The 12,391-nt window shown below is 64.3% G+C and carries 9 protein-coding genes; 8 read left to right on the top strand and 1 reads right to left on the bottom strand.

Annotated elements, in window-relative coordinates; translation table 11 throughout:
• The first annotated feature begins 30 nt into the window (after positions 1-30).
• The 6 genes from ASD75_RS12650 (at position 31) to ASD75_RS12625 (ending at position 8,964) form a co-directional block, all read left to right on the top strand.
• Positions 31-540, top strand: coding sequence for a TRAP transporter small permease (locus ASD75_RS12650; protein WP_056746149.1), 510 nt, complete (start codon positions 31-33; stop codon positions 538-540).
• Positions 541-561: 21 nt separating this feature from the next.
• Entirely contained in the window at positions 562-1,860 is a 1,299-nt protein-coding gene (locus ASD75_RS12645; protein WP_200947593.1) for a TRAP transporter large permease, read from the top strand.
• A gap of 42 nt (positions 1,861-1,902) precedes the next feature.
• Positions 1,903-2,868, top strand: coding sequence for a TRAP transporter substrate-binding protein (locus ASD75_RS12640; RefSeq protein ID WP_056746145.1), 966 nt, complete (start codon positions 1,903-1,905; stop codon positions 2,866-2,868).
• Between the two features lie 31 nt (positions 2,869-2,899).
• On the top strand, positions 2,900-3,448 hold the full coding sequence (locus tag ASD75_RS12635) for a hypothetical protein (protein WP_056746143.1): 549 nt from the start codon (positions 2,900-2,902) through the stop codon (positions 3,446-3,448).
• 50 nt (positions 3,449-3,498) lie between these two features.
• Positions 3,499-7,152 carry a hydantoinase B/oxoprolinase family protein gene (locus ASD75_RS12630; protein ID WP_056746141.1) on the top strand — a complete coding sequence of 1,218 codons (3,654 nt, stop codon included), beginning with the start codon at positions 3,499-3,501 and terminating at the stop codon, positions 7,150-7,152.
• A 138-nt stretch (positions 7,153-7,290) separates the two neighbouring features.
• Entirely contained in the window at positions 7,291-8,964 is a 1,674-nt protein-coding gene (locus tag ASD75_RS12625; protein WP_056746139.1) for a methyl-accepting chemotaxis protein, read from the top strand.
• Between the two features lie 82 nt (positions 8,965-9,046).
• On the opposite strand, the gene ASD75_RS12620 is transcribed toward ASD75_RS12625, so the two are convergent.
• Entirely contained in the window at positions 9,047-10,747 is a 1,701-nt protein-coding gene (locus tag ASD75_RS12620) for an electron transfer flavoprotein-ubiquinone oxidoreductase (protein WP_056746137.1), read from the bottom strand.
• Between the two features lie 139 nt (positions 10,748-10,886).
• On the opposite strand from ASD75_RS12620, the gene ASD75_RS12615 reads away from it, so the two are divergent.
• Together ASD75_RS12615 and ASD75_RS12610 are read left to right on the top strand one after the other, a co-directional pair.
• Positions 10,887-11,669, top strand: a complete 783-nt coding sequence (locus ASD75_RS12615) for an SDR family oxidoreductase (protein ID WP_015014335.1) — start codon at positions 10,887-10,889, stop codon at positions 11,667-11,669.
• Between the two features lie 20 nt (positions 11,670-11,689).
• Complete coding sequence (locus ASD75_RS12610; RefSeq protein ID WP_056067722.1) at positions 11,690-12,115, top strand: thioesterase family protein; 426 nt, start codon at positions 11,690-11,692, stop codon at positions 12,113-12,115.
• Positions 12,116-12,391: the final 276 nt, after the last annotated feature.

Genomic DNA, 12,391 nt, shown 5'->3' with positions numbered 1-12,391 from the left:
CCTCTTTTTCAAGCGTTACAGGAGTACGCCATGGACAAACTCGTCCGAAATTTCTACAGGCTGCTGATGCTGCTGTCCGGCCTGTCGATGCTGGCCGCGTTCGGCGCAGTCACGCTGGGCGTTTTTGCCCGCGAAGTCATCCATCTCAATATTGACGGACTCGACGCATACGCGGGCTACGCCATTGCCGCCGCCTTGTTCTTTGCGCTGCCCAGCACGCTGCAAAACGGCGATCACATCCGTGTGACGCTCATCCTGGACAGGCTGCCCTCCCGCTGGCGCAGTGCCTTCGAGTGGTTCTGCCTGGTCAGTGCGCTGGTGTTGTCCGTGTACATCGCCTGCTATGCCGTGCGATCGGTATGGATCTCCTACGTCACCCACGACATCTCGCCGGCAGCCGACGCGTCGCCGCTGTGGATTCCTCAGATCAGCATGGCCATGGGCTGTATTGGTTTTGCGCTGGCGTTTGCCCATGCGCTGGTGCTGCGCTTCCAGGGTGTGGCGTTCATGGCTGTGTCCGAAGCAGCCCGTTCCGAATAACCCGATCCAGGAGAACTCATCATGGACGTCATCATTGCTTTGGGTCTGATCGTGGTGCTGTTCGCAGTGCTCGGATCGGGCCTGTGGATCGGCCTGTCACTGCTGGCAGTGGCCTTGGTTGGCATGGAGTTTTTTACCAACCGCCCGGTGGGCGACAGCATGATGCTGACCATCTGGGGGTCTACCTCCAGCTGGACGCTGACGGCTCTGCCGCTGTTTTTGTGGATGGGCGAGATCCTTTTCCGCAGCAAGCTGTCGAGCAGCATGTTCAAGGGCCTGGCGCCCTGGCTGGAGCGCCTACCAGGCCGCCTTTTGCATGTGAATGTGGTGGGCTGCACCATCTTTGCCGCGATCTCGGGCTCATCGGCTGCTACCTGCGCCACCATCGGCAAGATCACGTTGCCTGAACTCAAGCAGCGCGGCTATCCCGAAGATATCTCCGTGGGCACGCTGGCTGGTGCGGGCACCCTGGGTCTGTTGATTCCGCCGTCGATCATCATGATCGTCTATGGCGTGGCGGCCAACGTTTCGATCTCCAAGCTGTTCCTGGCAGGGGTGATTCCGGGGCTGATGCTGGCTGCGCTGTTCATGGGCTACATCGTCGTGTGGGCTCTGTTCAACAAAGACAAGGTGCCTGCGCCTGACGCGCGCCTCAGCTTTGTGCAAAAGCTGTATGCCTCCCGCCACCTGATTCCCGTCGTGTCGCTCATCGTCGTGGTGCTGGGCGCCATCTACAGCGGCATTGCCACCGCCACCGAAGCTGCCGCGCTGGGTGTGGCCGGGTCGTTGATCCTGGCCAAGATCGAGGGCTCGCTGAACTGGGAGCGCTTCAAGGAAGGGCTGGTCGCCGCCTGCCGCGTGTACTGCATGATCGGCCTCATCCTGGCGGGTGCCGCGTTCCTCACGCTGGCCATGGGCTTCATTGGCCTGCCACGGCACCTGGCCGAGTTCATCGGCGCGCTGCACCTGTCGCCCTTTGCGCTGATGCTGCTGCTCATCGTGTTCTTCATTGTGCTGGGCTGCTTCCTGGACGGCATCTCCATGGTGGTGCTGACCATCGCGGTGTTGCTGCCCACGGTGGAGGCCGCAGGCTTTGACCTGGTGTGGTTCGGCATCTTCATCGTGCTGGTGGTCGAGATGGCGCAGATCACGCCGCCTGTGGGCTTCAACCTCTTCGTGTTGCAGGGCATGACGCGGCGCGAAGTGACCTGGATCGCACGCACGGCGCTGCCTCTGTTCGCTCTGATGATCGTGGCCGTCGTGATGACGTACTTCGTGCCGGATGTCGTGCTCTGGCTGCCACGCCAGATGCAAGGCTGACCCCCAGCACCCACGCCTGAAACGTCCGCGCAGGAGTTCCCCATGAAAACTTTGGTGTTGTTGGCCGCGCTCGCCGTGGCCCCGGTGCTGCACGCCCAGACCCAGTGGAAGCTGGCTACTGGCTACCGCGCGGAGTCGTTTCATACCCGCAATCTTTTGCAGTTTGCGCAGGATGTGGAGCGTGCCTCGGCAGGCGCTCTGCGCATCGAGGTCCATGCTAATAACGCCTTGTTCAAGCTGAACGAGATCCCCCAGGCCGTGCAGGAGGGCAAGGCCCAGGCGGGAGAGACCATCATGACCAACCTGGTGCGGGACATCCCCATCGCCGGGGCGGATGCCGTGCCCTTTGTGGTGCGCAGCTATGCCGACGCGCGGCGCATGTGGGACGTGCAGCGCCCTTTGATCGAGTCGCACATGGCCAGCAAGGGGTTCAAGGCGCTGTACGCGGTGCCGTGGCCGCCGCAGGGGCTGTTCTCGATCAACCCCGTGCGCTCGTCCGCCGACTTCAAGGGCACGCGCATGCGCACCTACAACCCCGGCACTGTGCGCATTGCTGAGCTGCTGGGCGCCACGCCCGTGGACGTGCCCATGGTGGAAGTCAACCAGGCCCTGTCGGCTGGCAAGCTCGATTCCATGATCACTTCGGCCCTCACGGGGGTCGAGAACCAGGTCTGGGGCCAGATCAAGCAGTACTACGGCATCAACGCCTGGTTTCCCAAGAACATTGTTTTTGTGAATCAGCAGGCTTTTGACGCACTGCCTGCACCCGCTCGCCAGGCGGTGACCAAGGCCGCCGCCGAGGCAGAAACGCGCGGCTGGGCCATGAGCGCTGCGGTGGCCGAAGAGTCGGTGGCCGAGCTGCAGCGCAAGGGCATCAAGGTGGATCGTGCGCCAGCGGATTTTGATGCCGAACTCAAGCGCCTGGGCGAACGGTTCTCGCGCGAGTGGGTGCGCTCGGTGGGCAGCGAGGCCAACCAGATCTTCATCCCGTACTACACGCAGCGCTGACCTTTCCTGCACGCCTTTCAGGAGAAGCACCATGCACACGCCCTCGGACACCATCGAGATGTACCTGCGCGCCAAGGATCTCAATCGCCCGCACCTCATCGCGCAAGCCTTTGCCGGTGGCGCGCTGCTGCAGATGGAAATGCTCCAGGGCGACGGGCTGGCCCCGGCATGCACCCTGGGCCGCGAGGCCATTGCCGAGACCCTGGTGCGCAACTTTGGCCGCGCCTATGAAAACGCCTACACCTTTTGCCTGACCGATCCACCGGCACCGGCCTGCACAGACTTTCACTGCCTGTGGCTGTCTGCCATGACGGCCAAGGACAACCGCGCCGTGTGCGTGACTGGCGGCCAATACCACTGGCGATTTGCTCCCGGCAACCGCCTGGCGCAAGAGCTGCGCATCGTGATCGACACCATGCAGACGCTGCCACCCGCCGACATCTTGCCCGTGATGGCCTGGGCTGCCGCGCTGACAGGTCCCTGGTGCCGCGTCGAGCGGGCTCTGGCCACCGCACCCCCCATTCCTGCCGTGTGGCAGGTCATGCAAAGGCTGGCCCCCGCCAGCGTTGCCATGGCCTAGCCAAACCGCCACCACCTCTTTCAATTTTTTTATCTCGGAGCCACTACACCATGACCACCATCACACCCCAAACGCACACCCCACGCTGGCAGTTCTGGATCGACCGGGGCGGCACCTTCACTGACATCGTGGCCAAGCGGCCCGATGGCTCCCTGACCACCCACAAGCTGTTGTCCGAGAACCCCGAGCAGTACAAGGACGCGGCCGTGGCGGGCATTCGTCACCTGCTGGGCCTGAAGCCCGGCGAGCCTGTCACGCCTGAGCTGGTGGAGTGCGTGAAGATGGGCACCACCGTGGCCACCAACGCGCTACTGGAGCGCAAGGGCGAGCCCACGCTGCTTGTCACCACACGCGGCTTTCGCGATGCACTGCGCATCGCGTACCAGAACCGCCCACGCCTGTTTGACCGCCACATCCAGCTGCCCGAGCTGCTCTACACCGAAGTCATCGAGGCCCGCGAACGCATGGGCGCCCATGGTGGCGTGCTGCAGAACCTGGACGAAGCCACCTTGCGCGGTGACCTGCTGGCCGCCTACGGTCGCGGCCTGCGCAGCGTGGCCATTGTGTTCATGCACGGCTACCGCTACACGCAGCATGAGCAGGCGGCCAAGCGCATCGCCCAAGAAGTGGGCTTCACGCAGATCAGCACCTCGCACGAAACCAGTCCCATGATGAAGTTCGTGAGCCGGGGCGATACCACGGTGGTGGATGCGTATCTGTCGCCCATCCTGCGCCGCTACGTGGAGCAGGTGGCCAGCGAGATGCCAGGCGTCAAGCTGTTCTTCATGCAGTCCTCCGGTGGTCTTACCGATGCAGGCACCTTCCAGGGCAAGGACGCGATCCTCTCCGGCCCAGCAGGCGGCATTGTGGGCATGGCGCGCACGGCGGGCCTGGCCGGGCATGAAAAGGTCATCGGTTTCGACATGGGCGGCACGTCCACCGATGTGAGCCACTACGCCGGGGCCTTCGAGCGCGAGTTCGAGACCCACGTGGCGGGTGTGCGCATGCGCGCACCCATGATGAGCATCCACACGGTGGCGGCTGGCGGTGGCTCGGTGCTGGCCTACGACGGTGCCCGTTTTCGCGTCGGCCCTGAGAGCGCAGGCGCCAACCCAGGCCCGGTGAGCTACCGCCGCGGCGGCCCGCTGGCTGTGACCGATGCCAACGTGATGGTCGGCAAGGTGCAGCCCCGTTACTTCCCCAGTGTGTTTGGCCCCGCTGCCAACGAAACGCTGGACGCCGATGCGGTGCGTGCCCGCTTTGAAGAAATTGCTGCGCAGACGCAGCGCAGGCCCGAAGAAGTGGCCGAAGGCTTCATCCAGATTGCCGTGCAGCAGATGGCGAACGCCATCAAGAAGATCAGCGTGGCACGCGGCTACGACGTGACGCGCTACACCCTGCAGTGTTTTGGTGGCGCAGGCGGCCAGCATGCTTGCCTGGTGGCCGATGCGCTCGGCATGTCGCGCGTGTTCGTGCACCCGCTGGCGGGGGTGCTCAGCGCCTACGGCATGGGCCTGGCCGACCAGACCGTGATCCGCGAGCAGGCGGTGGAGATGCCGCTGGCGGCTGAATCCCTGCCACTGATCGCTGAGCGCCTGGATACGCTGGGTTCTGCCGCACAGGCCGAGCTGGAGCGCCAGCAGGTCAGCACCAACCCTGTGCAGGTGCGCCACAACGTGCATGTGCGCTACGAGGGCACGGACTCGGCCCTGGTCGTGCCGTTTGGCGACATGGCCAGCATCCAGGCAGCCTTTGAGGCCGCCTACCGCCAGCGTTTTGCCTTCCTCATGGCGGGCAAGGGCCTGGTGGTGGAGGCCGTGTCGGTCGAAGCCATGATTGCCGGTGACGCACCCGCTGAGCCGCGCCTGCCCGTGCACCCACACCGCAAGCACCCGCAGCGCGAGGTGGTCCAGATGTATTCGGGCGGCGCCTGGCACGATGCGGCCCTGGTGGTGCGCGAGGACCTGCACCCCGGCGACGTGATCCCCGGTCCGGCCATCATTGCTGAGAAGAACACCACCACCGTGGTGGAGCCCGGCTGGTCTGCGCGCCTGACCGACCTGGACCACTTGGTGCTGGACCGCGTCACCGCCCGCAAGGTGCAGTACGCCGCAGGCACCACGGTGGACCCGGTGCTGCTGGAGGTCTTCAACAACCTGTTCATGAATATTGCCGAGCAGATGGGGCTGCAGCTGCAGAACACGGCCTACTCAGTCAACATCAAGGAGCGTCTGGACTTCAGCTGTGCGCTGTTCGACGCGGCCGGCAACCTGATCGCCAACGCGCCCCACATGCCCGTGCACCTTGGGTCCATGGGCGAGAGCATCAAGACCGTGATCCGCGAGAACGCGGGCAAGATGCACCCGGGCGACGTGTACATGCTCAACGACCCGTACCACGGCGGCACCCACCTGCCCGATGTGACAGTGATCACCCCGGTGTACGTGGCCGAGGGCAACGAACCCACGTTTTATGTGGGAAGCCGGGGCCACCATGCGGACATTGGCGGCACCACGCCGGGGTCCATGCCACCGTTCTCCACACGCATTGATGAAGAAGGTGTGCAGATCAACAACGTGAAGCTGGTGGACCGGGGCATCTTTCTGGAAGAGGAGGTGCGCACCCTGCTGGCCACGGGCGGCGGCACCACGCCATACCCCAGCCGCAACCCGCAGCAGAACCTGGCCGACCTGCGCGCACAGATCGCTGCGAACGAAAAAGGCGTGCAGGAGCTGTCGAAAATGGTGGACCAGTTTGGCCTGGATGTTGTGCAGGCCTACATGCGCCATGTGCAGGACAACGCCGAAGAGTCGGTGCGCCGTGTGATCACCCAGCTCAAGGACGGCAGCTTCACCCTGCCGCTGGACAACGGCGCGCAGATCAGCGTGTCGGTCAAGGTCAATGTGGCCGAGCGCAGCGCGGTCATCGACTTTGCAGGCACCAGCCCGCAGCAGATGAACAACTTCAACGCCCCGCGCGCAGTGTGCATGGCGGCCGTGCTGTATGTGTTCCGCACGCTGGTGGACGACGACATCCCGCTCAATGCCGGGTGCCTCAAGCCCCTGCAGGTGATCATTCCGCAAGGCTCCATGCTCAACCCCAACCCGCCGGCCTCGGTGGTGGCAGGCAATGTGGAGACCTCCACCTGCATCACCAATGCGCTGTTTGGCGCCCTGGGCGTGATGGCGGGCAGCCAGCCCACCATGAACAACTTCACCTTCGGCAATGCGCAGTACCAGTACTACGAAACCATTGCCGGTGGTAGCGGTGCGGGTGCGGTGCTGGACGCGTCGGGCCAGGCGGTGCGTGGCTTTGACGGCACCAGCGTGGTCCAGACCCATATGACCAACTCGCGCCTCACCGACCCCGAGGTGCTGGAGTTTCGCTTCCCGGTGGTGCTCGACAGCTACGAGATCCAGCGCGGCTCGGGCGGCGCAGGCCGCTGGGCGGGTGGCGATGGCGGCGTGCGGCGCGTGCGCTTCCTGGAGGCGATGACGGCCAGCATCTTGTCCAACGGGCGACTGAACCCCGCCTTTGGCATGGCGGGCGGCCAGCCGGGCAAGCCTGGCGCCAACCGCGTGCTGCGTGCCAACGGTCAGGTGGAGGAGCTGGGCCACATTGGCGCAGCGCTGATGGAGCCCGGCGATGTGTTCGAGATCGCCACCCCCGGCGGTGGTGGCTTTGGCGAATGTGTCACGTCCTGACGTGATGGCCCGCTGACCCCGGTGGGGCAGGTGTTGTGTGCTGTGAGCCTTTGGGGGCGCACGGTGCACGGCGCACGGCGCTGGTCACCACCGACTTCGACCCCCGCACGGTGCGGGAAATGAAACAGGAGAACGCTCATGAACTATTTGCCCGCCACATCCGGGGCGCCTGGCGGCGCCGCCTTCTCCGCCGCACAGGCCGACGCGGAGTGCAGCCGTGCCGTGCCAGACGCTGCCGCTCAGAGCCCTGCACCTGCGCGGCACCGCCGGACTCTGAGCGTGGGGCAAAAGCTGGCGGCCAGCTTTGGCATTCTGGGCTTTGCGGTGGCGCTGCTGGGGGCCACCACCTGGCTCACAGGGCAGGACACGAGCCGTCAGGCCACGTTGCTTACCACGGAGCAATTGCCCATCGAACGCACCGTGCGCGACTGGAAAACCCAGTCGGTCTATATCGGCCAGATTGCATTGCGGGCCACGTTGTCGTCCGATGTGTTCCCCCTGGTGGCCGAAATGCGCAATCAGATCGCCGCCGAAGACGCCATGCGCAAGCGCATTGATGAAGCGCTGACCAAGGCGTCTTCCAGCGAGAGCGCGAGGCCCCTGTGGGCCCAGGCCCAGGCCAAGCGCCAGAAATACGCCGTGCTGCGGGACGCACTGGTGCAGAACGCCTTGGAAGCCAAGATCATCAGCCAGAGGGAGCTGCAGGAGCACGCCGCCGCGTTGACCCAATACCTGCGGTCCATCGACCAGTTGCTTGCAACGTCCGAACAGTCCTCCCTGAAGGCGGGCGACAGCATGATTGCCGACGCGTCCCGTGCGCAATGGATCAGTGCCGTGGCGGTGCTGGTGGTGGTGGGGCTGTCGGCGCTGTTTGGCTGGCTGCTGCGGCGCTCCATCGTGCTGCCGCTGCGCCAGGCCTCCGAGGCGGCCGCAGTGGTGGCGCGGGGCGACCTCACAGTGCGTATGCAAACCCAGCGTACCGACGAGATCGGCCAGTTGCTCACGGCGCTGGACAAGATGGTCGAGTCGCTGCACTACGTGGTGACCGAGGTGCGTGACTCGGGCGAATCCATCCATGTGGCCAGCTCCGAAGTAGCAGCGGGCAACACCGACCTGAGCATGCGCACCGAGCACGCCGCCAGCAACCTGCAGCAGACGGCGGCCAGCATTGCCCAGCTGGCGCAGATGGTGGCCGCCAATGCCGACAGCACGCGCCAGGCCAATGCGCTGGCGCTCAACGCTACCGAGGTGGCCAGCAAGGGGGGCGAAGTGGTCAACCAGGTGGTCAAGACCATGGAAGAGATCAATGCCAGCAGCAAGAAGATCGCCGACATCGTGGGCATCATCGATGGCATTGCGTTCCAGACCAACATCCTCGCGCTCAACGCGGCCGTCGAAGCCGCCCGTGCGGGCGAGCAGGGGCGCGGCTTTGCCGTGGTGGCCAGCGAGGTGCGGGGCCTGGCCGGGCGCAGCGCCAATGCGGCGCGCGAGATCAAGGCGCTGATCTCCACCAGCGTGGACAAGGTGAGTGACGGCGCCCGGCTGGTGGTGACAGCAGGTTCCACGATGGGCGACATCGTGCAAAGCGTGGAGCGTGTGACCACGCTGATGTCCGAGATCAACGAGGCCAGCAGCGAGCAGAGCACGCAGATCGGCCAGGTGAGCCAGGCGGTGGACCAACTCGACCACATGACGCAGCAGAACGCCGCGTTGGTGGAGCAGGGCGCCGCAGCGGCACAGAGCCTCAAGGACCAGGCCAACCGGCTGGCGGGTGCGATGGGGCAGTTTCAGCTCACACGCGCAGCCGCGTGAGCGCCAGTGCCAGAGACATCAATAAAAAAGGGCCTGCAGCGCAGGCCCTTTAAGCACTAGATGCTATGAATTCTGATGGTGCTCACATGCCTGCATAGTTCGGACCGCCGCCGCCTTCTGGCGTGACCCACACGATGTTCTGCGTAGGGTCCTTGATGTCGCAGGTCTTGCAGTGCACGCAGTTTTGCGCGTTGATCTGCAGGCGCTGGGCATCACCGCCTTTGGTGGTGTCGGGCACAAACTCGTATACGCCCGCCGGGCAATAGCGCGCCTCGGGGCCGGCGTACTTGGCCAGGTTGATGTTGACCGGCACGCTCGGGTCCTTGAGCGTGAGGTGGGCGGGCTGGTTCTCTTCGTGGTTCGTGTTGCTGATGAACACGCTGGAGAGGCGGTCGAAGGTCAGCTTGCCATCGGGCTTGGGGTAGACGATGGGCTTGCACTCGGCGGCGGGCTTCAGGTACGCGTGGTCGGGCTTGTCGCGGTGCAGCGTCCAGGGGATGTGGCCGCGCAGCACGAACTGCTCGAAACCGTTCATCAGTGTGGCCGTGGTCAGGCCGTACTTGAACCAGTTCTTGAAGTTGCGGTCCTTGTTCAGCTCGGTGTGCAGCCAGCTCTTTTCGAAGGCTTCGGGGTAGGCGGTCAGCTCGTCGTGCTGGCGGCCTGCCACCACGGCGTCATAGGCGGCTTCGGCGGCCAGCATGCCGGTCTTGATGGCGGCGTGGCTGCCCTTGATGCGGCCGACATTCAGGTAGCCGGCATTGCAGCCCACCAGGGCGCCGCCTGGGAACACGGTCTTGGGCAGGGCGTTGATGCCGCTGGCGTTGATGGCACGTGCGCCGTAGGACAAGCGCTTGGCCGTGATCTCGCCCTTCTCGTTTTCGAAGTAGTAGCGGACGTTGGGGTGCGTTTTCCAGCGCTGGAACTCCTCGAACGGGCTCAGGTAAGGGTTGGCATAACCCAGGCCCGTGACGAAGCCCAGTGCCACCTTGTTGCCCTCCAGATGGTACAGGAAGGCGCCGCCGTAGGTGTCGTTCTCCATGGGCCAGCCGGCGGTGTGCATCACAAAGCCGGGCTGGTGCTTCTTGGGGTCGATCTCCCACAATTCCTTCACGCCAATGCCGAAGCTCTGCGGGTCGCGGTCCTTGTCGAGGTGGAACTTGGCGATCAGCTGTTTGCCCAGGTGGCCGCGTGCGCCTTCGGCAAAAACGGTGTATTTGCCCAGCAGTTCCATGCCGAGCTGGAAGTTCTCGGTGGGCTCGCCATCCTTGCCAACGCCCATGTTGCCGGTGGCCACGCCCTTGACGGAGCCGTTGTCGTTGTAGAGCACTTCAGCCGCAGTGAAGCCGGGGAAGATCTCCACGCCCAGGGCTTCGGCCTGTTCGCCCAGCCACTTGGTCAGGTTGCCCAGGCTGATGATGTAGTTGCCGTGGTTCTGCGCAAAGGGCGGCAGGAACATGTTGGGCACGCGAAAGCCCGACTTTTCAGACAGGAAGATGTAGGCGTCGTCGGTGACGGGCTGGTTCAGGGGCGCGCCGCGCTTTTTCCAGTCGGGGATCAGCTCGGTGAGGGCCTTGGGGTCCATGATGGCGCCCGACAGGATGTGCGCACCGGGCTCGGAGCCTTTTTCCAGCACCACCACCGAGACGTCCTGGCCTTTTTCGGCCGCGAGTTGCTTCAGGCGGATCGCAGTGGCAAGGCCGCCAGGGCCGCCGCCAACGACCACCACGTCGTATTCCATGGATTCGCGGGGGCCGTATTGGGCGAGGATTTCTTCGTTGGTCATGGGCTTCTCGTCGGGCGTTTGATAATGGATTATTTTCTACAGAGCGCCGACCGCGCCCTGTCTGTCTGGCGACTGATTGTATTCACGGAATATAGACAATCGAACGACCGTTCTATTTTGATCAGTAGGGAGACTCTAAATGGCATACAGCATCGACTTGTCCGGCCGCGTGGCCTTCATCACGGGCGCCTCCAGCGGCCTGGGCGCGCAGTTTGCCCGCACCCTGGCCCGAGCGGGCGCAGGCGTCGTGCTGGCCAGCCGCCGGGTGGAAAAACTCAAGGAGCTGCGCGCGCGCATCGAAGGCGAGGGCGGTGACGCCCATGTGATCGAGCTGGACGTGACCGACCACGACTCCATCAAGTCCGCCGTGGCCCATGCCGAGACCGAAATGGGCTCCATCGACATTCTGGTGAACAACTCCGGCGTGAGCACCACGCAGCGCATCCAGGACGTGACGCCCGAGGACTATGACTTCATCTTCGACACCAATGTGAAGGGCGCCTTCTTTGTGGCGCAAGAGGTGGGCAAGCGCATGCTGGCCCGCTCCCGCGGTGCAGCGCCGGGCAGCTTCACCGGCGGTCGCATCATCAATATCGCTTCGATGGCGGGCCTGAAGGTGCTGCCGCAGATCGGCGCCTATTGCATGAGCAAGGCAGCTGTGGTGCAGATGACCCGGGCGATGGCCCTGGAGTGGGGCCGGTTCGGCATCAACGTGAATGCGATCTGCCCCGGCTACATCGACACGGAAATCAACCACCACCACTGGCAGACCGAGCAGGGCAAGAAGCTCATGGACATGCTGCCGCGCAAGCGCGTGGGCCAGCCGCAGGACCTGGATGCGCTGCTGGTGATGCTGGCCAGTGACCAGAGCCATTTTGTGAATGGCGCGGTGATCGCAGCCGACGACGGCTTCGCGGTCTGATCCCTGGGGCACGAGCGGGTATGAAGATCGAAATCCCTGAGGTCAAGAAGCTGGTCTTTGAGATGCGGTTCCCGGTGCGCTGGGGCGACATGGATGCGATGGGCCATGTCAACAACACCGTGTACTTCCGCTACCTGGAAACCGCGCGCATCGAGTGGATGGTGTCGGTGGGCTGCAACCCCGACCCGCGCGGACAGGGGCCTGTCATCGTCAATGCGTTCTGCAATTTCTACAAGCAGCTCGAATACCCGGCCGACGTGTTGCTCAAGCTCTACGTGAGCGACCCGGGCCGCACCACGTTCGAGACCTGGGGCACGATGGAGCGCGTGGACCAGCCGGGCGTGATATGCGCAGCGGGCGGAGCTACGACGATCTGGGTGGACTTTCCGCAGCAGAAGGCCGCGCCGCTGCCCGACTGGATGCGGACGCTGGTGACTGCCAGCTGACCGTCCGTCCCGTCACTTGAGCCCCGTGGCGGGGGCTGGGGGCTCATTTTTTGGACTATTCGGCCGGTAGCGCACGTGATACATGCCTTGATTGCTATTAGAAAGATAGTGTTTGGGCGATTTGCACCGGTGGTTTGACGGTACGGTGGTAGGCAAGCCTCTGCCAGCACCCAGCATCCGTGCCACTTCTTCCCTCTGCTGGTGGCCCTGCGGTAGCCTGCGAATACGGCCCCACAGGCACCCAGGCGCGGAGCACTGTGCCCATACCGCCGACCC

The organism is Acidovorax sp. Root568 (assembly GCF_001427445.1).
In the GTDB taxonomy this organism is placed as follows: Bacteria; Pseudomonadota; Gammaproteobacteria; order Burkholderiales; family Burkholderiaceae_C; genus Acidovorax; species Acidovorax delafieldii.
The sequence above is the reverse complement of the archived record's forward strand: the minus strand, read 5'-3'. Positions and strand labels throughout refer to the sequence as shown.

Excerpts from the sequence above, each read along its gene's own strand:
- ASD75_RS12650 (WP_056746149.1), top strand. The coding sequence starts at position 31 with ATGGACAAACTCGTCCGAAATTTCTACAGGCTGCTGATGCTGCTGTCC.
- ASD75_RS12645 (WP_200947593.1), top strand. The coding sequence starts at position 562 with ATGGACGTCATCATTGCTTTGGGTCTGATCGTGGTGCTGTTCGCAGTG.
- ASD75_RS12640 (WP_056746145.1), top strand. The coding sequence starts at position 1,903 with ATGAAAACTTTGGTGTTGTTGGCCGCGCTCGCCGTGGCCCCGGTGCTG.
- ASD75_RS12635 (WP_056746143.1), top strand. The coding sequence starts at position 2,900 with ATGCACACGCCCTCGGACACCATCGAGATGTACCTGCGCGCCAAGGAT.
- ASD75_RS12630 (WP_056746141.1), top strand. The coding sequence starts at position 3,499 with ATGACCACCATCACACCCCAAACGCACACCCCACGCTGGCAGTTCTGG.
- ASD75_RS12625 (WP_056746139.1), top strand. The coding sequence starts at position 7,291 with ATGAACTATTTGCCCGCCACATCCGGGGCGCCTGGCGGCGCCGCCTTC.
- ASD75_RS12620 (WP_056746137.1), bottom strand. The coding sequence starts at position 10,747 with ATGACCAACGAAGAAATCCTCGCCCAATACGGCCCCCGCGAATCCATG.
- ASD75_RS12615 (WP_015014335.1), top strand. The coding sequence starts at position 10,887 with ATGGCATACAGCATCGACTTGTCCGGCCGCGTGGCCTTCATCACGGGC.
- ASD75_RS12610 (WP_056067722.1), top strand. The coding sequence starts at position 11,690 with ATGAAGATCGAAATCCCTGAGGTCAAGAAGCTGGTCTTTGAGATGCGG.